This window comes from Natronoflexus pectinivorans (assembly GCF_004345615.1).
Taxonomy (GTDB): domain Bacteria; phylum Bacteroidota; class Bacteroidia; order Bacteroidales; family Marinilabiliaceae; genus Natronoflexus; species Natronoflexus pectinivorans.
On the sequence record NZ_SLWK01000009.1, the window covers coordinates 19,522 to 43,306 of the forward strand.

At 39.5% G+C, this 23,785-nt stretch carries 16 protein-coding genes; 3 read left to right on the top strand and 13 right to left on the bottom strand.

The genetic code is table 11. The annotated features are described in order from the left end of the window. Positions 1-110: 110 nt before the first annotated feature. The 5 genes from EV194_RS11685 to EV194_RS11705 are packed head-to-tail and all read right to left on the bottom strand — an operon-like array spanning position 111 to position 9,391. On the bottom strand, positions 111-1,160 hold the full coding sequence (locus tag EV194_RS11685) for a SusE domain-containing protein (protein WP_132434225.1): 1,050 nt from the start codon (positions 1,158-1,160) through the stop codon (positions 111-113). A gap of 24 nt (positions 1,161-1,184) precedes the next feature. Continuing rightward, positions 1,185-2,768, bottom strand: a complete 1,584-nt coding sequence (locus EV194_RS11690) for a RagB/SusD family nutrient uptake outer membrane protein (protein ID WP_132434226.1) — start codon at positions 2,766-2,768, stop codon at positions 1,185-1,187. A gap of 12 nt (positions 2,769-2,780) precedes the next feature. Then, positions 2,781-5,759: a SusC/RagA family TonB-linked outer membrane protein gene (locus tag EV194_RS11695; RefSeq protein WP_132434227.1), complete on the bottom strand. Its 2,979-nt coding sequence runs from the start codon at positions 5,757-5,759 to the stop codon at positions 2,781-2,783. A 50-nt stretch (positions 5,760-5,809) separates the two neighbouring features. Next, the gene (locus EV194_RS11700) at positions 5,810-8,167 is read right to left on the bottom strand and encodes a glycoside hydrolase family 2 TIM barrel-domain containing protein (RefSeq protein ID WP_132434228.1); all 2,358 of its coding nucleotides are present in this window, start codon (positions 8,165-8,167) and stop codon (positions 5,810-5,812) included. A gap of 15 nt (positions 8,168-8,182) precedes the next feature. Further along, complete coding sequence (locus EV194_RS11705) at positions 8,183-9,391, bottom strand: glycoside hydrolase family 53 protein (protein ID WP_132434229.1); 1,209 nt, start codon at positions 9,389-9,391, stop codon at positions 8,183-8,185. A gap of 241 nt (positions 9,392-9,632) precedes the next feature. On the opposite strand from EV194_RS11705, the gene EV194_RS11710 reads away from it, so the two are divergent. Further along, on the top strand, positions 9,633-13,676 hold the full coding sequence (locus EV194_RS11710; protein ID WP_132434230.1) for a hybrid sensor histidine kinase/response regulator transcription factor: 4,044 nt from the start codon (positions 9,633-9,635) through the stop codon (positions 13,674-13,676). 196 nt (positions 13,677-13,872) lie between these two features. On the opposite strand, the gene EV194_RS11715 is transcribed toward EV194_RS11710, so the two are convergent. The 8 genes from EV194_RS11715 to recG all read right to left on the bottom strand — a co-directional run bounded on the left by EV194_RS11715 (position 13,873) and on the right by recG (position 21,870). Then, positions 13,873-14,448, bottom strand: a complete 576-nt coding sequence (locus tag EV194_RS11715) for an electron transport complex protein RnfA (RefSeq protein WP_132434231.1) — start codon at positions 14,446-14,448, stop codon at positions 13,873-13,875. A gap of 11 nt (positions 14,449-14,459) precedes the next feature. Further along, positions 14,460-15,044 (bottom strand): electron transport complex subunit RsxE, encoded by a 585-nt coding sequence (rsxE, locus tag EV194_RS11720; protein ID WP_132434232.1) that lies wholly within the window; start codon positions 15,042-15,044, stop codon positions 14,460-14,462. Beyond that, positions 15,041-15,757, bottom strand: coding sequence for an RnfABCDGE type electron transport complex subunit G (locus EV194_RS11725; protein ID WP_132434233.1), 717 nt, complete (start codon positions 15,755-15,757; stop codon positions 15,041-15,043). Before EV194_RS11725 ends, rsxE begins: the two co-directional genes overlap by 4 nt. 22 nt (positions 15,758-15,779) lie before the next feature. After that, complete coding sequence (locus EV194_RS11730; protein ID WP_132434234.1) at positions 15,780-16,784, bottom strand: RnfABCDGE type electron transport complex subunit D; 1,005 nt, start codon at positions 16,782-16,784, stop codon at positions 15,780-15,782. Positions 16,785-16,818: 34 nt separating this feature from the next. After that, entirely contained in the window at positions 16,819-18,150 is a 1,332-nt protein-coding gene (rsxC, locus tag EV194_RS11735) for an electron transport complex subunit RsxC (RefSeq protein ID WP_132434235.1), read from the bottom strand. Between the two features lie 99 nt (positions 18,151-18,249). Then, complete coding sequence (locus EV194_RS11740) at positions 18,250-19,116, bottom strand: Fe-S cluster domain-containing protein (RefSeq protein ID WP_132434236.1); 867 nt, start codon at positions 19,114-19,116, stop codon at positions 18,250-18,252. A gap of 5 nt (positions 19,117-19,121) precedes the next feature. Beyond that, complete coding sequence (locus EV194_RS11745; protein ID WP_132434237.1) at positions 19,122-19,535, bottom strand: SoxR reducing system RseC family protein; 414 nt, start codon at positions 19,533-19,535, stop codon at positions 19,122-19,124. A 235-nt stretch (positions 19,536-19,770) separates the two neighbouring features. Further along, positions 19,771-21,870: an ATP-dependent DNA helicase RecG gene (gene recG, locus EV194_RS11750; RefSeq protein ID WP_132434238.1), complete on the bottom strand. Its 2,100-nt coding sequence runs from the start codon at positions 21,868-21,870 to the stop codon at positions 19,771-19,773. 128 nt (positions 21,871-21,998) lie between these two features. Here recG and EV194_RS11755 point away from each other — a divergent pair, with 128 nt between their 5' ends. Together EV194_RS11755 and EV194_RS11760 are read left to right on the top strand one after the other, a co-directional pair. Beyond that, positions 21,999-22,787 (top strand): O-methyltransferase, encoded by a 789-nt coding sequence (locus EV194_RS11755; RefSeq protein ID WP_243699403.1) that lies wholly within the window; start codon positions 21,999-22,001, stop codon positions 22,785-22,787. A 70-nt stretch (positions 22,788-22,857) separates the two neighbouring features. Next, positions 22,858-23,565: an ABC transporter ATP-binding protein gene (locus EV194_RS11760; RefSeq protein WP_132434239.1), complete on the top strand. Its 708-nt coding sequence runs from the start codon at positions 22,858-22,860 to the stop codon at positions 23,563-23,565. The last annotated feature ends 220 nt before the right edge of the window (positions 23,566-23,785 follow it).

A 23,785-nucleotide genomic window follows, 5' to 3' on the forward strand; every position in this document is an offset into this window, starting at 1 on the left:
ATAATAAATCTCGGCTAAAATACCGGTAATGAAAGGTTTAAGCAGTTGGCAGCAATGCTGCCAACTGCGCTCCAAAAGGAGTTATCACCACACACATATAAAACTGTAATCTAATTTTTTATGATTGAATAAATATAAGGTGCTCCGCTTAAATCCATGATAATGTTGTAGTTCCCATCTTCAGTGATCTGAATGTTATTGTCGTCACGTCCGGGATCAAGAACACCGTTTAAATCATCATCACCAAAGACCAAAGACCAATCTTCGTTTGCAATAAATTTAAATCCTCCTGCTGTCATATCAATTGTTGCAGACCAAACCTTGTCATCGGTATCATACACCAAAGGCGTAAAAGACCAACCATTAAAATCTCCTGTAATTGCCCATTCTGTTTTCAAAATAGAGATGGTATTGTTTACCAGATTGGCTCTGATTCGGTAATAACCCGGCCCTTCGGTGGCGTAAATATTATTTCCACCCCAATTACCAACTTGCAAAGTTCCCGAAGTACCACTCTCTTCAGGATCACCAATAACAAGTTCTTCAATCCAATCAGGTTCATATGACATTTTAAAACCAATCCAATTATCTCCATTGTCCATATATATGAAACCTTCATATATTTCGTCACTACGCATGGAGTAAAGTTGATCGTTAAAACTCCAACCATTATGATCACCCGCGAGGTAAATTGTAGGGTATTCAATTACAACCTCCAAAGGAGTTACGGTTGAAGTTACAATATTTGACATCGTTGACACATCAGGATTTATGGATGCATGCAACTGGAACTCAATATTGGCCGAACTTCCAGGCTCTATGCCCATTGAAAGCAAATTCTGGTTCATACGAGAGTTTAAAACAGAAATACTTAAGGATTTTGTTCTACCCAATGAAATTGGGTTTTGAAAATTATTTCCTGCCAAATCCATCCTTAATGCATATTCGGCATCGGGCAAGCCATCGCCGAAACTGGCAGCTGTCCAGATAAATACGGTAAAATCCTGGTCAAGTGCATCTTCCTCAATTACGACATCAGAAATACTTTCACTACTTGAAAGAACAGGTTGGACTGTTTCGGTAAGCTGAAAATACTCACGATCGTAACATGATGTTAACACAAAGGTTAACAATGCTATAGATAATATTTTATACTTCATGAGCTTATTATTTGAATTCAAATGTTAATATCCTGATTGTCTCAGATTGGGATTTGCAGCCATATCAGAAGCTGGAATTGGAAACCAATTGAAATGATTTGGCAACTCGCGCCCCTCATAAATTCCACCTTTCCACTCCCATAAATAATCTGCACTGGTATATTTTCCAAATCTAACCAGATCCGTTCTTCGGTAAGCTTCCCAATAGAATTCACGTGCTCTTTCGTCAAGAATGAATTCAAGAGTCAATTCAGAAGCCAAAATTCTTCCTGATTCATCACCAAAAGCTCTGTCGCGAATAGCATTAACAGCAGCAAGAGCATCGGAAGAGGAGGCACCGGAGCCGCCTCTGAGAACTGCTTCTGCCAACATAAGATATGCATCTGCAATTCGAAACAACGGAAAATCGATATCCAGATGTTGAATATTGGAACCTGGAATTCCGTTGATGTTGATGTTCTTATACTTCATCACAGAAAATCCGTTGTTAAATTCAGCTATGACTTCGGCTGACATTATTCTATCCTGAGTATAGAACATTGCTCTTTGATCTGTTTCTCCGGAGTAATCGGGAAATTTCTCAATGAGTTGACGTCGGGCTCTATTCCCGCCCCAGGCATCAATCCCAAAGGCAGCAGGATTCATATCCGAAGCCCACGCTGAACAAGCTATCATTGTAACTCCACCCCATGTTTGAGCATTGATCCCATCTGCCACAACAGGGAAAATTATTCCCTTTGCCTGATCGTTATCAGCCATAAAAAGCCTCTCATAATTTGATTCCAACTCATATGGAGAGTCTATTACCTTCTGCGAGTAAGTAATGGTTTCTGTATATTTCGCCGTTCCGATATAAACTTCAGCATTCAGGTAAAGTTTGGCCAACAACATCCACACCGCAGCTTTATCTACCCTGCCATACACATTTTGCAGAGGATCAACCAACAGATCTTCAAGCTCAAGCAATTCAGATTCGATGTAATCAAATAAACCCTGAGTTGAAATTTGATCAGGTAAAAAAGCACCTACCAAATCGTCTTCTGTAACAAAGGGTACGCTTCTATAAAAATCCATTGCATGATAATAGCTAAGAGCTCTTAAAAAACGCGCCTCTGCTCTGTAAAGAGCTATTTCGTTTTGTTGGGTCTGATTAAAGCCCCTATCCTGAAGCCTTCCGGGTGCTGATTCACGAATGAATTCATTTGCAAGTGTTATCTGATAAAAAATTCGTGAATACATTCCCATATTTATTTCATTGGAAGGAGTCCATGAATTCGTTTGGAGTTCAGGAATTCCAGGATCATTCCAAATCCATAAAGCCATCTCGGTAGTTCCATCCTGCATATACCAATATGTCCTCAGGTAACTGGAAGTTCCTTCATCAATTCCCAATACATCCTGATCTCCATCGGGTCCAACCTGTCCGGTTAATGACAATCCTCCATAGATTTTCGCTAACACGCTCCGATAGGCAGAGGGATCTTCATAAATTGTAACAGAAGTGATAACATTCTCATCCAGAGGAATGGTATCCAAGTCGTTTACGCAGGAATTTAATAATATAAATCCGCCAAACAACAATGCTGCTATATAATTAAAATTCTTCATACTAATATGATTTTAAAATTCCAGATTTACACCCAACAAGAATGTGGTTGGTCGGGGGTAAACATTTATGTCCATTCCATCAAATACCTCAGGATCCAACCCTTCGTAATCAGTTATAACAAAAACATTCTGAACCGTAAATGATAGTCTCAGACTTGAATTCTGATTTATCAAATTTGCAAAACGATATCCAAGCGATATGTTATCCATTCTGAAGAAAGATGCATCTCTTACATAGAAATCAGATAATAATTCTTGTGATTCAAAATTAGTGTCAAGTACACTTTTGGGTAAATTCTGAATGTAGGTATTGCTATAAGTGTACCTGTAATTGGCATTGCTGGCAGCAAAATCATTGTAAACAAAGTTTCCAATGCTTGCTCTTCCTGCAAAAGAAAAATCCCAATCCTTATATTCAACTCTTGAAGATAATCCAAGCAGGAATTTTGGTGCTGAAGAATGGAAATGATATCGATCATCGATGGTGATTTCGCCATCCCCGTTGCGATCACCGTAAAGGCCTGCAATCGGCATCTTGTTTTCATCATATACCTGCTGATAGACAAAGAATGAATTTGCTGGCTTACCTACGCTGTGGATTTTGGCATAATTTCCGGTTCCACCCGAAATTACTCCGGTATATGCACCTTGATATCCGGGATCATCAACAACCGTAAGTTTTGTAATTTCATTCTTGTTGTAAGTAAAGTTGAATCCCGTCTCCCAAAACAGGTCGCTGGTAATAACCGGACGCAGATTCAGATTAAACTCTACCCCACGATTTTCGAGACTACCCACATTTGTTAAAAGAATATTTGTAAAATTGGTTCCGGCAGCCACTGGGATTTCATTGATTAAGTCAGTGGTTTCCCGATGATAGAGTTCAATAGAACCGTTGATTCTTTCATTGAAAAAACCGAAATCAACTCCCACATTGTATGTGGTCGTTTCTTCCCATCTCAAATTTGCATCATATCCAGATGGACGTGCCATAGTAACCCAATCGTCTCCGAATCGATAACGGGCTGTTGACTGGCTTAAACTGTATCTTGCCAGGTATGGATAGTTATCGCTGGTAATATATTGCTGACCTGTAACTCCATATCCCAATCTCAAACGAAGATTGGAGACTACTGCAGAGTTTTGTAGAAAAGATTCCTGATTAATTCTCCAGGCAGCAGCCAATGAAGGGAAAGTTCCAAAACGATTATCCTTAGAGAAACGAGAAGTACCATCATGTCTTACTGTTAGCGTTAACAAATATCTTTCCATCAAAGAATAGTTCATACGTCCAAAGAAAGAAACAAGATAATTCTCCGTTGGAATGGTACGTTCGGGAGCAATAAGGTATTGCCTGTTAATGCTGGTAGCATGAACATAATCTTCACGCCAAAAATGCTGCCATGAATAACCACCCATTAGATCAATACGACTTTGAATGGTTGGTAAATCACGATTGTAATTCAGGTAAAAATCTAATAACTGATTTTTTCTGTCCTGTGTGTATACTCTATGCTCTCCGCTGATGTCTGTTCCATCTGCGGCTCTCCTGTATGCAAAAGCTGCATTTTCCGGGATTACTACAGTCCCATCGGTATTGGAATAATCATACCCCAAATTTAGTGTTGCTACCAATTCAGGTAAAAAATGGAATCGATAATCAAACTTTGCACTACCTATACTACGGAACACCTCTGAAGTGTCATCTCTTTGATTAAGTTGTGCAACTGGATTGACGGGAGAAAAAGAAGCAGGTCGGTCTCCATCCATCCAGGTCGTATAACCACCATATGGGCTGCTTTCATCAAAAACAGGTTTGGTAGGGTCATATAATATTGCGTTTCCAATTGCACCGGTAGTTGCAAATCGATTTTCGTTAAACATCCCCCTCAAACTTAAGGTAACTTTAAGATGATCGTCAAAGAAAGTAGGAGTAAGATTCATTGAAGCGGTATACCGCTTCATATCTGAAGTTTTTAGCAAACCTGACTGATCTGAATAACCAACAGAGAAACGATATGGAACATCCATATATGCTCCAGACATGCTAAAGTTGTGATCATGGCCAATTGCTGTCTGAAAAATTTCATCCTGCCAGTTAGTACTTGAATTTCCAAGAAGGTTCGCAGCATTGGAATTTTCCCCAAACCGATCATAAATAATCTGACGGTATTCTTCCGCATTAAACACTTCAATCTGATTGGTTTTTATTCCAACTGAAACATTGGCATCATAATTAAAACGAATTTTGCCATGTTGACCAGAGCGTGTTGTAATAATAATAACACCATTTGAAGCTCGTGAACCATAGATAGCGGTTGCAGAAGCATCCTTCAAAACAGTAAAACTCTCAATATCACTTGGGTTAATAGTGCTAAGAGGATTACGCATTCCTGAAACGCCATCATTGTCTACAGGAACCCCGTCAATTACGATCAAAGGCTCATTGCTTGCCGATAGTGATGATCCCCCTCTGATTCGAATGGCTGAACCACTTCCGGGAGCTCCTCCGGCACTGGTGATTTGCACACCTGAAACCCTGCCTGCAATTAACTCCTGAGGTGATGTAATGGCTCCCCGGTTAAAATCCCGGGAACTTACAGAAACCAATGATCCGGTAGCATCGTCCCTTCTTACCTGACCATATCCAATGACCACCACTTCATCGAAACTAAAAGTTTCCATATCCAGCTCAATTATCAGATGGGTTCTTTCTCCAACACCCACATAACGGGATTCATAACCAATGTAAGATATTCTCAAAACATCTTCATTGGCAGCCAAAATAGAAAAGTCTCCATCTGTAGAGCTTACGGTTCCTCGTTGGGTGCCCTGTACAATCACTGTAGCTCCGGGAATTGACTCTCCTGTTTGAGAGTCAACCACCAAGCCAGTAACAGTTCGTTGCTGGGATATAGCAGGGGAAACAACACCCCACAAAAGGAATAGCAGTCCCAGCCACTTTAATTTAATTCTTCTTGATTGCTTCATTAGACTTTTTGGTTAATTCATAAAAACAGTATACTCTATAACTCTCAAATCTATTTTACTTCCAAGGAAAGTTCTCCTTTTAAAAGACCATTGGAAGTGGCAGTTAAGTTCAAAACGCCTCCTTTTTGTCCGGCTTGTAATAAAATGGTGGCAATACCAGCCTCTGCCTCAATAGGATTCATTCCAATTAATGTTGCATCGCCAGACACACTAAATTCCACGGAATTGACAGCCTCCGAAATGATAACTCCATAATCATCAACAATCGCGGCGTAGAGAAAAACTATATCATTTACGCTTTTAGTCAATGGCCGATTGCTTTCATCTATCCAAAGTTTAACCTCTTTTGGATAACCCGGAGTTCTTCTTATTGATTCAACCACCGCCTTTTCATTTATGTATCCAACCGCCTTTAGCTCTCCCGGAGAAAAGCTGTTAAGTATGAACGTAAATGGAGGCTGATTTAGGTGAGTGCTGTTTGCATCTTCATCGGGAAATTGTCTTCCGAGGGATTGGCCATTTACAAAGAGCTCAATCTCTTCGCAATTACTGTATATTTTCACATCTAAAAACGATGGATCATTATAATAATTAGCTATATAAACAAATGGCTTATTAAACTCCTTCTGAGGAAATTCTCCAATAGCTGCCTGACTTTTATAAAAATAAAATGCAAATTTTGGCAGCCGGAATATATCCATAATTCCTGAAGCTTCAAGGTCTGGAGCATAGCCTCGGTTGTAATCAAACATTAACCAATTTGCATCGCCTGCAGGACTCCCTTTTAGATTACTATTGTGAGATTCCTGATAATTTAAGGCCTGTTGAGCCAGTCTTCTCTGACCAAATCCTCTTAATTGACGAGAATTGCGCTCCTCGGGAGTCAAATCTTCAAATGCTGTTTGGTTGAAACCAGCATTGTGCGCATAATACTCCCAATCTCCGTACTCTGCAATTAAAATAGGTTTCTTGTCATAATGATTCCAATAATGTGGTGGATAACCATGCTGACGGGCGGGAATAAAAACATCATAGATGTCTTCATACCAGCTACACGTATAAAGGTCATAGGATGGAAATTCCTCATAAACAGCATTATGAGCATCAAACATATATTGCTTGGGCATTTCAGACTCATTAAGAGAAGCTTCCCAAAGGATTATAGATGGATGATTTCTGTCGCGACGAACCATTTTACGAACATCATTTATAGAGTTAGCATAAAAAACATCATCCCCAAAAAACTGCCACCCGGGAATCGCATTCATGACAAGCAGACCAAGTTCATCACAGGCATCTATAAAAGATTTTGTATGTGGATAGTGGGATAAACGAACAAAATTAAATCCGGCCTTTCGGATTTTGTATGCATCCCTGTAATTTGCATTATCCGAAATAGCATAACCAACATAAGGATACTCCTGATGACGATTTGTTCCTCTTAAAAACAGTGGTTCACCATTTAATTCAAAGCCATCAGTCGAAAAAGTGAAAGTTCTGATACCAATGCGCTCACTGACTTTATCAATCAATTGATTATCTTTGACTAAGGAGACGTGCAATTGATATAAACTAGGAGAAGAGGGAGACCATAAATCAGGATTTTCAACTCCAAAGGATAATTTAAATAATCTATTTCCTCCTCCGGAAATGATATCAACATCAGAAGTCACATCCTTAATGACTCTATTGTTTCCATTACTTAGTTGCAAACGTATTTGAGCCTTTTTGTCTTCTGAATATTCGTTGTTTACATCCACCTGAACATTCACTGTTGCATGTTCATTTGAGACATCGCTGTATGTCACCAAAACTCCACCTCCGGCAATACGGTTGGCGCCAATAGGATCTGATATATGAAGTTTCTCTTTAACAAGAAACCAGACATTTCTATATATTCCACTAAAATAATTGAAGTCCAACTCATCCACAGGTTTTCCGGGAGGAACCTTTGGATTATCTTCATTATTTACCTTTAACAGAACTGTATTTTCTTCACCATATTTAAGGTATTCGGTTAACTCTGCATAAAAAGGAAGATAACCACTATACGAAGTCTTAACTCTATTTCCATTTATATAGATATCTGAAAGATGCATGGCTCCCTCGAAATGCAATGCAAGATGTTTTCCGTGCTTTTCGGTAGGAACGATAAATCTTTTTCTGTAATAGCTTGTCCCCATCCACTGACGTCCTTTTATTACCAAGGGCTCAATGTTTGCAGTATGAGGCAAGTTAACAATCTCCCACTCCACTCTATTCTGCCACACATCCTCTTCCTCCACATCTTTAACAAACTCCCAACCGTCATTAAACAAATTCTCTCTATTTGAATAATGCGAGAATTCTACACTATTGCATGACCACAAAACAGACAAAGTCAAAATCAATCCTAAAATCGTTCTCATAAAATAACTTCTAAATTATTCGTATTCATAACTAAAATATTCCACAACCTCAGTGAGGTTACCTGAAAAATTAAAAAAAGCACAGTTTTCCCATGATGAACCTGTTCCCCACAAATCCCTCATATCTGATGTAATCCAAGCCGGTTCCCAATAGAATGCTCCAATTGCTCCGGCATTTTTTAAGTTTTGTACCAAAGAGATCATAAAATTCTTTTGTCCTTCAACGGTGTATGGAAATCCTGATACAACATTTTGTGTGTAAAAAATATTTGGATAATTGTCATTATTCGCGGTAGTAAAAGGATAGGCTGTTTCAAGCAAAACGATATCTTTATTAAAACGATTAATTAAATCTTCAACCACCCCGGGAATCTGATTAAAACTAATACTAGTATGCCAAATGTGATAATAAGAGAAACCCATCACATCAAAATCCATTATGCCTCCCTTTTGGATTACATCGGGTAACCACCACTGCATGGTTGCCGGATCGGCAACATGCAAAGCAACAATGGTCTCTTGTCCGACGCGTGAGTCTATATCTCTGATGGCTTTAATGGCAGAATTTATGACCTGTCCAAATTGGCTCCAGTTACCCTGACATACATTTAAAGAAGGGAATTCAGGTTTTGCGTTGGTAAACATCATTCCACAATTGGTTTCATTTCCAACCTGAATCATTTCCGGTAAAAGTCCTTTACTATGTAATCGATCCAGAATATGATAAGTGTAGTTGTAAACAGAATCAGACAAAACATCAATACTGGTAATGTCTTGCCAGGCTTTTGGAACGTCCTGATGTCCGGGGTCTGCCCAGGTATCTGAATAATGAAAATCCAAAAGAACAGACATCCCAGCATCTTTAGCCCTCTGAATACTTTTCATTACATCATAAAACCCACTATATAAAGGCGGGTTATTATCATACAAATCAAACACCCAGTCGGGATTATGCCATAATCTTAATCGGACATAATTGGCTCCATGATTTTTTAATACTTCATAAGGATCTGTAGCTATTCCATTCTCCAAATAAACACCTCCGTTATCCTCTATCTGATTGACATAAGAAAGATCAACTCCCATCATAAATTGCTTGGAAGAATTATCATTTTCATCATCAATAACATCCACCAGTTTCTCTTTATCATCAGAGCATGCTTGTGATAATACCATTGATAAAACTCCGAAAATCACCATCACAAAAATTCCAGCATTTCTCATATTCTCAATATTATTTAATAAATCAATTCAAATGTAAACAAACAATAATAACCACGCTTTTCTTTTTAATACCGCATTTTGTTCAAATCTTACAAAATATATCATCAATGCTTTATCTGTCTGTATTTCTACATATTAGAAGATTGCATAAAACATACATTATTTTGTTTAAATTTTACATTTCCCTTTAAAACCATAAAATTTCACTATTTTTAACCATAAAAACATTAAACACGTAATCGTGATTCATAACACCAAGATTATCTTTTTCTGTTTAGGGCTGTCTTTATTGTTTTCCGGCAACATAAAAGCATCTGAAAATGAGAAAAATCTATTCTTCACTAATCTCAACATTGAGGACGGTTTAAGTTCCAATATGACCAACTCAATTGTTCAGGATGAATATGGATTTATTTGGATAGGAACGCAGGAAGGCTTGTGCAGATTCGATGGCTATAAAATGACCTATTTTCAGAACGAAAACCATCCCGCCTCATTATCATCAAACAATATAAGTTCCCTCCTTCTGGATGATGACCACATCTGGATAGGAACATGGGATGGACTAAACATCATAAACATTCATACTTATAAAGTTCAAAGAATAAACACAGGAACGATTAGGGTTATTAGAACTCTTTTTCGCGACAATTCCGGATTAATTTGGATTGGAACCGCCAGTGGAATTTTGATTTACAACTCACAGGAAAATAAATTCATACACTATAACTCCTCCAACAGCAACCTTTCACACAACACCATAAGAAGTTTTTATCAGTCCGATAAAGGAGATATCTGGATTGGTACTTACAACGGGCTGAACAGATACAGGGACGGCACTTTTAAGCAATTCAATCTCAAAGGAGATTACAAGCCTCTATTGGAGAATAATTTAATCTGTTACATTGAAAGGTTCTCTGAATATAATGATTCCTTGTTATGGATAGGAACTGAAACAGGTCTGGCTCTTTTTAATACAATCAATGAAGATTTTGAATTATATAATTCAGAAAACACAAAACTGAGCAACGAAGTAATTAAGTGTATTTATAGGCAAAATGATTCAACACTTTGGCTTGGAACTGATTTTGGGCTGAATTTGTTCAACACCAATACCAAGGAAATTGAGACTTTTTATCACGATCCACTTATTAATCATACGGTTTCAAGCAACGTTATTTGGGAGATTTATAATGATATGCAGAATCGATTATGGCTGATCACATCAAATGGAGTAAGTGTTACAGATGTTAGCCAGTCATATTATACTTTTTATGAAGAGTATTTTTCAACAGAAAACCCTCGTATAGGAAACCAGGTTAAAGATATACTGGTGACTCGAAACAATGATATTTGGTTGGCTACGATCCATGGAGTAATAAAACGCAGTGGAAATATTGCTTCGCCGCATAAAACTTTTTTTTCAACAACCTCTGCTGACAACAAAAAAATTCTTCTCGATAATGTTTACGCTTTAATGGAAGATAACCAAAACAGAATCTGGATTGGAACTGCGGGAGGTATAAACATCTGGGATCCCATAGAAGAAAAAATGTATGCCATTACTGCAAATCAGCAGAATGGTCTTTTATCAAACTACATCAGTGGATTTGCTCAGTTTATTGATGGAACCATATGGATCTCTGCCTGGGAGGGAGGAGTTTTTAAAATGATACAGGATAACAATAATGCGGAAAACGCCCGCTTCATCCTAATTGATCCCGATGGAGATGGCCGGCTAATAACAACCAAAAACAATATATACTACGGAACATCAAACCAATTATGGATAATCGACCACAAAACCTTTGAAAAAAGACCAATAATAGCTGTGAACAATAGAATATTCAATAGGCAGATTTCCGCATTGATGGCTGCAAGTGACGGATCAGTATGGATTGGCTCTGACAATTCGCTTTTTCGCTATAATCCATCAAATGATTCAATTAGATCCATAGACATTAAGGCAGGACGACCGCAAAAAATAATCAATATAGTAGAAGATAGTAAAGGTAATATTTGGGCAACGACTATAAATTCAATAATCAGATTTAATCCAAACACTTCTCAGATATTATCAATCCCAATTATGGAAGGTTCTCCGCTAAAAGGTTTCTATGCGTATTGTGCAGACATTACGCATGAAGGGAATATTCTTTTTGGAGGTGACAATGGCTTTATAGCCATTGAGCCCGATCGAATAAAAGGTGCTGAGAAAAAACCGGATATATATATATCCGGTTTATACATCAATCATCAACAAGTTCTCCCAAACGACACAGTTGAAATCTTAAAAAAGGACATCTCCTTCAATCAAAATATATACCTTAAGCATAATCAGAATTCTATAACATTCGACTTTACCACCCTTGATTATCTCTTCCCAACAGCCAGCAGTTACAGCTACAGGTTATTACCTATACAAAACAATCACATAACCACATCAGGCGATAAAAACTTTGCCGTATTTTCAAATCTAAAACCCGGTCGATATACCCTGGAGTTAAAAGGAACAAATCGATTTGGAACCTGGAGCGAAACAAAAAGCCTTGATTTTCAAATAACACCATCAATCTGGCTCAGTAACAGCTTCCTATTCCTATATGTTCTGATAGCTCTTTCTTTAACTTATGTCATCTTTAAAGTTTACCATTTCAGACAGAGGCTAAAGAACGAACTTCAAATTGTAAAACTTGAAAAAGAACACAGCGAAAAACTGGCACAAACTAAAATCGGTTTCTTTACAAATATCAGCCATGAATTCAGAACCCCCTTAAGTTTAATTATTCCACCCATCCAGGAATTGCTTAAAAACGGACAAATAAATCCTGCCCATGAAAAAATGCTTAAACTGGCCAATAAGAATGCCATTAGATTATACAAATTGGTCAATCAGCTATTAGATTTTAGAAAAATAGAGTCATCTAAACTACAAATACAAAAATCGAAAGTCAACATCGTAAGCTTCAGTAAAGGAATCTTCAACTCCTTTGATGATATGGCGGCCCGACATGAAATTGATTATACGTTTCATTCGGATCGGGATGAAATCATTGCAGATATAGATTGTGAAAAGATTGAAACAATCCTGTTTAATTTAATTTCAAACGCATTTAAATTTACGCCATACAAAGGTGGAATAAAAGCAACGGTAAAACATAGATCTATTAATCATCTGCAATATATAAATATATCTGTTAAAGACACAGGACCGGGAATACCTGAAAGAGAGCAAAAACAAATTTTTCAACATTTTTACCAAACCAATCATTCAATTAAAAAAGCCGGGTCTGGTATTGGCCTCACGCTAGCACAGGAATATGCCAAACTACATAACGGTACAATCACGCTATTAAGCAAACCAGGAAATGGGAGTTGCTTCACTCTTTCTATACCACATGAAAATAGTTGCGAAATTGATTTTTCAACTGAGCAATCTCTCTTCTCTTTTGCAAAAGGAAACTACAACGACAATGGAATACAGGATATAAACAGCTCAATACCACAAAATGCTAAACGACTTTTATTGGTAGATGATAATCCCGACATTCTTGATTTTATTGAAATCAATCTCAGAAATGAATACCATCTATTTAATGCATTAAATGGTCAGGAAGCACTTGAACTTATAAAAACAGTGAAACCCCATCTTATCATTTCAGATGTAATGATGCCGGTAATGGACGGCATTTCTCTATGTGAGAATTTAAGGAACAACAAAGTAACGGCTCACATCCCAATTATTCTTTTAACTGCACGAGATTTAGATGTTCATAAAACTGAGGGCATGAGCAAAGGTGCCGACTTTTACATAACCAAACCATTCGATATATTTTACCTGAAATCGTGTATCTCAAGCATCTTTAGACGGGAGCAACAAGTGGCACAGCACATTGAAACACAATTAAAGCTAAAACCTGCAGATACATCAGAACCAAAAAATAACAGTGAACAGGTATTCCTTAAAAAAGTTATGGCAATCATTCAACATAATTTGGCTAACCCTTCTTTTTCAGTCGAAGACATCAGTTCTCAAATGAACATGAGTGCCACTCACCTATATCGAAAACTTAAGGAATCAACGGGATGCTCAACGAAAGAGATCATCATAAATTATAGGCTGCAAAAGGCTGCACACATGCTTGAAAACGACGAAGGAAACATCTCTGAAATCATGTACTCTATTGGTTTTACAAGCCTTTCAAGTTTTTCAAAAAGTTTTAAAGCAAAATTTGGCAATTCACCAAAAGCCTACAAAAACACAATAAAAAACCGGGAGAACTAATTATGTTCATCCCGGTTTTGATCATACCTTTCACGACTTGTCTTATGATAAAACTCCTCGATTTAGCTTCATATTATTATCTTCTATTTTTCACTTTAAGATGTGAAAAGAAACATCAGAAGTAGTTTTCTAAACAAAATATGCATCAATTGATTTACATTCCAACCTCCGGTATCTGTTCTCCTGTCTCCTACATTTAAACCATTCCGGCAAAACCCATAAAAGCCAATGCCATAATACCGGCTACAACGAGAGCAATGGGAGCCCCTTTCATTCCTTCAGGCACATTCATCAAATCCAGCTGTTCACGAATCCCTGCGAAGGAAACCAAAGCGATTCCAAATCCAACAGCCGAAGCAATTGAGAACACCACCGCTTCAACAATATTGTAATTGTTGCTTACAGTCATAATGGCTACTCCAAGGATGGCGCAGTTGGTTGTAATCAATGGCAAGAATACACCAAGAGCCTGATACAAAGGAGGACTCACTTTTTTAAGCACAATTTCCACCAACTGAACCAACGATGCAATAACCAGAATGTATGATATGGTTTGCATAAATCCAATGTTGAACGGAATTAGGATCAAATTCTGGATAAAATAAGTAACAATGGTGGCTATAACCATTACAAAAGTTACCGCACCAGTCATACCAACACCGGTAGAAATTCTTTTGGAAACTCCCAGATAGGGACAAATTCCAAGAAACTGAGCCAGTACTATATTATTTACAAAAATGGCTCCTATTATAATCAGAAAATAGCTGGTCATAGTCTATATCTTTATGCTTTATTAACCCTGTTAAGAATGGCAATGAGGTATCCCAACCCAATAAATGCTCCGGGAGCAAGAACAAAAACAAGCATTCCGTAATCTTCCGGATAAATACTTAAACCAAATAGCATTCCGCTTCCTAAAAGTTCACGTAAACCTCCAAGCATGGTTAAAGCCATGGAAAACCCAAGACCCATTCCGGCTCCGTCAATCACGGACGAAATCAGATTATTTTTGGATGCAAAAGCCTCCGCACGTCCCAAAACCAGACAGTTTACCACAATCAAAGGGATGAACAGACCCAACGCATCAAAAAGTGCAGGAATATAGGCTTCCATTACCATCTCAACGATGGTAACAAATGTGGCAATCACCACAATAAAGGAAGGAATTCGTACCTTATCGGGAATGAATCCTTTAATGAGCGAAACAACTATATTTGCCATGACCAGTACAAATGTGGTGGCCAAACCCATTCCCAGGCCATTAACGGCCGAGGAAGTTACCCCCAAAGCCGGACAAAGCCCTAATAGAAGGATAAATACTGGATTTTCCTTGAAAAAACCTTTGGTAAAATTGTTCAGTTGGTTCATTGTTCGTCTCCTTCCCAATTTTCGATTTGTGTTGTTGCAGAACTTGCTGCATCAGTGTTTTGAGTATATGTAGTATAAGCTACTTCAATGGCATGCAAAAAAGCACGTGCTGTAATGGTTGCCGCAGTAATGGCATCCACCTCTCCCCCATCCTGCTTTACAAGGAGAGTTGAAGTGCCCGGATTTTTACCCAGAATGTTTTTGCTGTCGTCGCCATCGTCCTGTGAAATACCAAACAACCTGTCGAAAAATGCCCTTACAGCACCAACTTCGCCATCGGCTCCGTCATCGTCAGCAGGTTTAAACCAGTCGTACATTTTAGTTCCTAACCCCGGCGTCTCCCGGTGCTCCAGAACTTCGTAATTGATGATGGTTCCATCAGGCTCCAAGCCAACCATAACTTTAATATCACCGCTAAAGCCACGATTGGTCATGCTCTCAATGGCAACGCCAATGAGTTCTCCATCCCTTTTAGCCGGGAAGACTTTTAAGGTAAACCCTTCGGCCGACTGCAATTCATACATTTCAGCAGCTGGGTCGTTATCAAACCCGGGAACAACCAATTTGATGGCCGATTGCTGTTTGGCCACAGCAGACGCCTCAATTGGCGCTTTTGTGGCCTGATATATAAACCCAAGCGAACCTCCGGCTACCGAAGTAATCAGTATCAGGGTGAGTACCATGTTGGGTAATGTAGATGCGCGTTTGCTCATTTTTACTAATATTTTTTAAGTTCTACGCTTTTTTTGCTGCTACTTTCTCCCCAAAATGTTTGGGTTTCATATATTTATCAATCAAAGGAACAAATGCATTCATAATCAGAATGGCAAATGATATTCCTTCAGGGTAAGCACCCCAAACACGTATTAAAACAGTAATGACGCCAATTCCCACTCCATAAAGTATCATTCCACTGGTTGCCATTGGTGAACTGGAGTAATCGGTTGCCATAAAAATGGCCCCCAGAAGCAAACCTCCGGTTAACAGATGAAACAAAGGAGATGCATAGGCATTCGAGTCAACAAGGTGAAGAACTCCGGTAAACACCAACACTGAACCAATTACAGCCACCGGAATATGCCAGGTGATTATCTTTTTCACCAACATATATATCAATCCTATCATAAGAGCCACACCGGCAATTTCGCCGGCTGATCCACCCATCACTCCCAGAAACAATTCAAGATAAGATGGCACTTCAGCCAATACTTCAGAAAAAGGTTTTCCGGTAATCAATCCTTCTTTCATGATTGACAAAGGCGTGGCACCTGTTTCGGCATCCAGATAGCTGAAACGCGAATCGATGGGTTTTGGCCAACTGGTCATTTGAACAGGATAGGAAATCAACAAAAACACCCGACCTACCAGTGCAGGATTAAAAGGATTCTGTCCAAGTCCTCCAAAAGACATTTTTCCCATTCCGATGGCAACTGCAGCTCCAATGATGATTAATGCCAAAGGAATATTGGTTGGCAAGTTAAAGGCCAATAGAATACCGGTAACAATGGCTGACCCATCGGTAATGGTTGTTGGCTTTTTTAGTATAAATCGTTGAATCAGATGCTCAAACAACACACATGCCAATACGGAGGTAAGTGTTACAACCAATGCACCAATTCCGAAAAACCAGACAGAAGCAGCCAGAGCAGGAATCATGGCAATAACTACCCCGTACATATTCTTTTTAACGGAATCGCCACTATGAACGTGCGGTGATGGCGATACGATTAGTCTCTTCATAACAGATATATCAATTATCGGGAAACCCCTATTTCTATTTAATTCTGCTTCTCATAATCTGTCCAACCTTCCCCTTACCCAATCGGATATAATCCAGTAAAGGACGATTAGATGGACATGTAAAGCTGCATGATCCACATTCCATACAATCCATAATTTTCTCCTCTTCCGCCCGGTCATGAATCTCTTTTTCTGCCAAAGTCATCAGTAAATACGGAGACAATCCCATGGGACAGGCCGAAACGCATTTGGAACAACGGATGCAATACTCCGTTTTCCCTCTGCTTGCAATTTTTTCAGGAACGATTAACACACCTGAAGTCCCTTTGGTTACAGGAGCATCCAATGAAGCCAAAGCTTTACCCATCATGGGACCGCCAGCTATCACCTTGCCGGTATCTTCCGGTAGTCCTCCAACTGCCTCTATTAGAGCAGATATTGGGGTTCCTATGCGAACAAGAAAATTACCCGGATTTTTCACCGACAAACCGGTTACGGTTACAATTCGGTCAATCTTGGGTTTATTCTTCTGCACAGCTTCATAAACGGCATAAGCCGTTCCCACATTAAAAACTACAGCTCCCACTTCAATGGGAAGTTTTCCTGAAGGCACCTGACGACCTATACAGGCATCAATCAACTGCTTTTCACCTCCCTGAGGGTATTGAACTTTTAATGGTTGAACAGTAATTCCATTATAACTTGCAACAAGCTTACGGATATGCTCAATGGCATCCTGTTTATTGTTTTCAATTCCAATAATGGCTCTATCAACAAATAGGGCTTTCATCAGAAGGCTGACACCAACCAACATCTCTTCACCCTTTTCAAGCATCAGGCGGTGGTCACTTGTGAGGTAAGGTTCGCACTCCACGCCATTAAGAATTAACACCTCGCAAGTTTTCCCAGGTGGTGGCGACAGTTTCACGTGAGCAGGGAAAGTAGCACCTCCAGAACCAACAATTCCCGCCTCCCCAACACGTTTAATAATCTCTTCAGAAGAAAGTGTAATCCCTTTTCGTATGGAATCAGACCTGTCAATATCGGCCATCCACTCATCTCCTTCGGTTTTTATAATGATGGCTTGCCGCTTATACCCTGATGCATCCAGAATGTCATCAATTTTAAACACCTTTCCCGATACCGGCGAATGAATGTTGGCAGATACAAACCCTGAAGATTGGGCAATAACCTGGCCTACCTTTACTTCGTCCCCTTTCTTCACAACCGGAGTACCGGGCGCTCCGATGTGTTGGCAGATTGGGATGACCACTTCTGCGGGAACCGGCAAAATCTCTGTGGCTTTTGCGGCAGATAATTTATTTTCTGCCGGGTGAACGCCTCCAAGTGAGAATGTCTTTAACACGATGAATCCTCCTTATTTTTGTCTGAACAGGTTATGTCGGAAACAATCCAACCTTTTGTCACCAGTTCATTTTAATTTTCAATGTTCGCTAATTAAATATTAATCTGCCGGTGTGGTTTCCGGTTCTTCCTTCTTCACCTTTGGTTTTGGCGGTGGAAAATTTATCTCATGAATGGCTTTTGTAGGACATTCAGGGACACACTTGCGACACAACTTACATTTTTCATAATCAATATAAGCATGGTTGTCCTTCATTTCGATGGCATCATGCGGACATATCTTGAAACATTTTGAACATCCGATACATGCCACTGCGCATGCTTTTTTTGCAGGGGCTCCTTTATCCTTATTCACGCAACTCACAAAAATTCTACGACTCTTTGGCCCCTTTTTTCTAAGTTCAATGATGTTTTTAGGGCAAGCATCAATACATGCTCCGCATGCCACGCAGTTTTCTTCAATAATTACAGGTAATCCGGTCTCATCATCCATATACATGGCATCAAACTTACAGGATGCCACACAATCGCCCAGTCCGTCGCATCCAAATGCACAACCAGTTTCGCCTCCATAAAGAGCAGAAACGACAGCGCAAGTCTGTGCTCCCTGGTAATTGGTTGTTTTCGGCGCATGCTCACAACTTCCGTTGCAACGAACCACAGCAACCATTGGAATTGCAGTCCCAGCTTCTTTGCCGAGAATACTAGCTACGGCATTCATTGTATCAGCTCCTCCTACCGGACAATTCATAGATGATATATCATCAGCCTTTACCAATGCTTCGGCAAATGCCCTACAGCCCGGAAGGCCACAACCTCCGCAATTGGTAGCCGGTAAAACCTCTTCCACCTCATCAATACGAGGATCTTCAAACACCTGAAATTTCTTGGATGCTGCAAATAATATCATTGCAGCAATGGCACCTAATCCGGCCAAACTTACTATTGTAATCAGAACAACGCTCATAATGGTTATTCGTTTATGGTTTTAATCGTGAATGTAAATGACTTGCGCATAGCTTTACCCGCCAGCTTAATAGTAAAAAAATAGGGTACCAGTACCAATAAGGACAGGAACCCTGATAAATTTTCGTTGCCGGTTACCGCGTAAGTAACAGCAAGAACAACCAATACCAAAACCACAGGCAACACATAAGCCAGTAAAGCTGCTTTTAGTCCCTGTGAATCGGTTCCTACCACCATCACATGCTGTCCGGGTTTCACATTTTCCATCGATTCAACATCGATCTCCTTCTCCTGCGAGTCAGCCATGGTGCACGCACTTTTAACATGGCATGAAGCACAGGCCGATTCACTGACAATCTTAACTTTAATCTGATTGCCACGAACCTCTTCAACTACTCCTTCGTGTTCGATTTTTTTCATTTCAGCCTATTGTTTGTTTTGGCCGTTGCAAAACAAAAGTATGTAATATGAACGATATTTTATACGTAAAAATATCAGTTTCAAGTAGTTTTTGTTTAGAATAAATAAAAATAAGAAGACGTTAAAAGATGTTACTTTCTGAATTTGAGAAGATTATTTTGCAATCCAGAGATTGCAAAATGACTAAAAAAATGAAATATTTATTTATCGTTTTATTTCACGGTAGAGAAGTTCCTCAACTAATCATCCCCCAGTTAATTTTTGCACGCGCCAATTTGGTTAATTGGCGATTGAGTATTTGATTTTCCGCCTTTTCGAGTAGCGGGTCTTTCTCAAGCACCTCTTCAGCAACCTGACGCCCCATCTGCAAAATGCGGGAATCACGCGTAAGATTAGAAATTTTCAGGTCGAAAGGCAAGCCTGACTGTTGAGTTCCTTCCAAATCACCGGGGCCACGCATTTTCATGTCTGCTTCAGCAATTTCGAAACCATCGTTGGTGCGTGTCATGATTTCCATTCGCTTTCGCGTCTCCTCAGCCAGTTTGAATGACGTCATTAATATGCAATAACTCTGTTCTGCTCCGCGGCCAACCCGTCCCCGCAACTGGTGAAGCTGAGACAATCCAAATCGTTCCGCGCTTTCGATAATCATGACCGATGCATTGGGCACATTTACGCCCACCTCAATGACGGTAGTAGCAACCATGATTTGAGCTTCTCCTGAGGCAAAAACATGCATGGCTTCATCTTTCTCCGAAGGCTTCATGCGGCCATGAACCATCACCACTTTGCACTCCGGAAATGCACCCTGCATATATTCATAACCTTCAGAAAGGTTTTTGAAATCCATTTTCTCAGACTCCTCAATCAAAGGATAAACCACATACACCTGACGTCCTTTCTCAATTTCTTCGCGTAAAAAGCGGTTTAGCTGATTGCGCCGGTTATGAAAGTAGTGCATGGTTTGAATGGGTTTTCTGCCCGGAGGAAGTTCGTCAATAACAGATACTTCCAGGTCGCCATAAACAGTCATCGCCAAAGTACGGGGAATTGGAGTGGCAGTCATCACCAAAACATGAGGTGGGTTTAGATTCTTTTTCCATAAACGGGCTCTCTGCTGCACACCAAAACGATGTTGTTCATCAATAACCACCAGGCCAAGTCGATTAAACACCACTGTGTCCTCGATGAGCGCATGTGTTCCAATGAGAATTTGCAGTTCGCCACTTCGCAGTTGCTCGTCAATGCGAACACGTTCCGACTTTTTTGTGGAACCGGTGAGCAATGCCACATTTACACCTAAAGCTTCTACCTGTGCGGCGATGGTTTCAAAATGCTGAGTGGCCAAAATCTCCGTAGGAGCCATCAGGCAGGCCTGAAAATCGTTATCCAGGGCAATCAGCATCACCATTAATGCCACCAGCGTTTTTCCGCTACCCACGTCACCCTGCAAGAGACGGTTCATTTGTCGCCCGGTTCCCATGTCGTGTCGCATTTCACGAATTACTCGCTTTTGTGCACCGGTCAATTCAAAAGGCAAATGTTGTGAATAAAACTGATTCAGGTACCCTCCCACTTTTGTAAAAGTATGTCCTTTTATACTGAAAGTCCGTTGATTTTTAAGCCGTAGGATGTTGAGTTGAATATAAAACAACTCTTCAAAAATAAGTCTGAACCTTGCTTTTTCCAGTGACTGATTATCTCGAGGAAAATGAATGATGCGTAATGCATCATTCAATATGGTTAAACGATACTTTTCAATAATATATGCAGGCAGGGTTTCGGGAATTTTCCCCTTATAACTCTGAAAAAGATTATAAACAAGTTTATGAATGGCTTTGGAGTTGAGAAAATTGCTTTTCATCTTCTCCGAGGTGTTATAATGTGCCTGTAAACCCTGTTGAATTAGTGATTTTGATTCATTAAACCTATCCATCTCCGGATGAACGATGTTGATAATACCGTTAAAAACCGAAGGTTTTCCAAATACTATGTAAACAAAATCACCATTGATATTGCTTTTCACAAACTTCAATCCTTTAAACCACACCAATTCAACGTTTCCGGTGCCATCGGTGAAGTTGGCCACCATTCGTTTACCTCTTCCCTCTCCTATTGTACGCAGAGAATTTACGCGACCCTTTAATTGAATGTGCTGCATGCCGGGTCTCACTTCGCTGATGGTGAAAATTCGGCTTCGGTCAACATATTTATAGGGAAAGTAATAGATTAAATCTTCGTATGAAATAATACGAAGTTCATGTTTCAGCAGATCGGCTCGTTTTGGACCGACTCCGGGAAGATACATAATATTTAAAGTGGACAGCTCTGTCATGACAAGATTCAAAAATAGTGCAAACCTTTGAAGCTACCAAGCATTACAATAAACATGAGCGTTATCACCAATAAAAAAAGGCCTGTAGTTTGGTAAAATGGCTATATTTACCCAAAATTTTCAGAAAAGTGAACTGGTTTCAGATAAAACGACACATACCATACCTCCTTGCTCCCAACCATTGGAAGGGTCACGGCATTCATTCCCCCTTTGTTTTCGACCTGGTTGGCAACCTGATGCAGGAGAAGCATCCCTATTACTGCTTTGTAAAAATTAATGCATGGCGCCATGCATTATTAAAGAGCAGCCATTCCATTGAAGTTAAAGATTTGGGAGCCGGTTCTTCGGTTACAAAACGCAGAAAAAGAAGAATTGCCGACATAGCAAAAAACTCCTCCACACCGGCCAAATATGGAGAATTGATGTTCAGGCTGGTTTCAAAATTTAAACCAGGAAACATTCTTGAATTGGGAACCTCATTAGGCATTGGAACCCTTTATTTGGCCATGCCTGATAAATCGTCAAAAGTAATTACCATTGAAGGATGTCCCAAAACAGCAAAAATTGCGCAGCAAACTTTTGACAGGATGGAGGCCTCAAACGTAAACATCATTAATGGAAACATTGATGATGTATTACCCGAAACCATCCAAACTCTCGAAACCCTCGATTTTGTCTATTTTGATGGAAATCATAAAAAAGAAGCCACCCTTAACTACTTTCATCTCTGTTTGGAAAAAATCAACAACAATTCCATTTTTGTTTTTGATGACATTCACTGGTCAAAAGAGATGGAAGAAGCGTGGGAAGACATCATTCATCATCCTAAAGTAACAGTTTCAATAGATATATTCAGAATGGGACTGGTTTTCTTTAGAAAAGAAAACCAAAAAGAGCATTTTAAAGTACGTTTCTGAATCTCTCATTGGCTTGGTTAAACCAAATAGCCAAAAGCCTGTCAAAACAGAAAGATAAAAAAAAGAAAGCATGTCGAAATACGTTATTGAGATTGAGAACATAGAGAAAAACTACCAGGTGGGAACCCAGGTAGTTCGTGCGTTAAGAGGTGTTACAACAAAAATTGAAAGAGGCGATTACGTGGCAATTATGGGGCCATCCGGTTCGGGTAAATCAACCCTAATGAACATCATTGGAGCATTGGATACCCCATCAGCCGGAACTTATATCCTCAACAACCATAATGTAAGTCAACTTACCGACGACCATTTGGCCGAAATCAGAAACCGGGAAATTGGCTTCGTATTCCAGACTTTTAATCTGCTTCATCAATATTCTGCATTGGAAAATGTGATGTTGCCGTTGGTTTATGGCGGTGTTCCAAAGGCAGAACGAATAGAAAAAGCCAAAGAAGCTCTTTCAAAAGTGGGTCTTGAAGACCGGATGACACACAAACCTAATGAACTATCCGGAGGACAAAGACAGAGAGTCGCAGTTGCCAGGGCACTTATAAACAACCCTTCTATTATTTTGGCCGATGAACCAACCGGTAACCTGGATACCAAAACTTCTATCGACATCATGCGACTTTTCAATGAAATTCATGCAGGAGGAAATACCATCATCCTGGTAACGCACGAGGAAGATATTGCGCAACATGCACATCGAATTTTGCGTTTTAGGGATGGAGAGATAGAAAGAGATGAACGGAATGCAGATATAACAGCAATGGTTTAAAACAAAAAAAAGGGTTCGAACGAACCCTTTTTCATTTTATGTTGTTATATTGATTTCAGCTGGCAAAGAGACGGAAATAATAGTGATGATAACTGATGGATTTTGATTTGCTGTATTTAAGGGGCGTAGTTCGTTAATCATTTCTACCCACCTAACCATCTGTTGTACATGGCTTTATGATCGCGCTATTCAATCAGCTGATAATAAATGCTTACTCAAG

What these genes read in the sequence shown, in the direction of transcription:
- EV194_RS11685 (WP_132434225.1), bottom strand. Translation starts at nt 1,160, where the DNA reads ATGAAGTATAAAATATTATCTATAGCATTGTTAACCTTTGTGTTAACA.
- EV194_RS11690 (WP_132434226.1), bottom strand. Translation starts at nt 2,768, where the DNA reads ATGAAGAATTTTAATTATATAGCAGCATTGTTGTTTGGCGGATTTATA.
- EV194_RS11695 (WP_132434227.1), bottom strand. Translation starts at nt 5,759, where the DNA reads ATGAAGCAATCAAGAAGAATTAAATTAAAGTGGCTGGGACTGCTATTC.
- EV194_RS11700 (WP_132434228.1), bottom strand. Translation starts at nt 8,167, where the DNA reads ATGAGAACGATTTTAGGATTGATTTTGACTTTGTCTGTTTTGTGGTCA.
- EV194_RS11705 (WP_132434229.1), bottom strand. Translation starts at nt 9,391, where the DNA reads ATGAGAAATGCTGGAATTTTTGTGATGGTGATTTTCGGAGTTTTATCA.
- EV194_RS11715 (WP_132434231.1), bottom strand. Translation starts at nt 14,448, where the DNA reads ATGACCAGCTATTTTCTGATTATAATAGGAGCCATTTTTGTAAATAAT.
- rsxE (WP_132434232.1), bottom strand. Translation starts at nt 15,044, where the DNA reads ATGAACCAACTGAACAATTTTACCAAAGGTTTTTTCAAGGAAAATCCA.
- EV194_RS11725 (WP_132434233.1), bottom strand. Translation starts at nt 15,757, where the DNA reads ATGAGCAAACGCGCATCTACATTACCCAACATGGTACTCACCCTGATA.
- EV194_RS11730 (WP_132434234.1), bottom strand. Translation starts at nt 16,784, where the DNA reads ATGAAGAGACTAATCGTATCGCCATCACCGCACGTTCATAGTGGCGAT.
- EV194_RS11740 (WP_132434236.1), bottom strand. Translation starts at nt 19,116, where the DNA reads ATGAGCGTTGTTCTGATTACAATAGTAAGTTTGGCCGGATTAGGTGCC.
- EV194_RS11745 (WP_132434237.1), bottom strand. Translation starts at nt 19,535, where the DNA reads ATGAAAAAAATCGAACACGAAGGAGTAGTTGAAGAGGTTCGTGGCAAT.
- recG (WP_132434238.1), bottom strand. Translation starts at nt 21,870, where the DNA reads ATGACAGAGCTGTCCACTTTAAATATTATGTATCTTCCCGGAGTCGGT.
- EV194_RS11760 (WP_132434239.1), top strand. Translation starts at nt 22,858, where the DNA reads ATGTCGAAATACGTTATTGAGATTGAGAACATAGAGAAAAACTACCAG.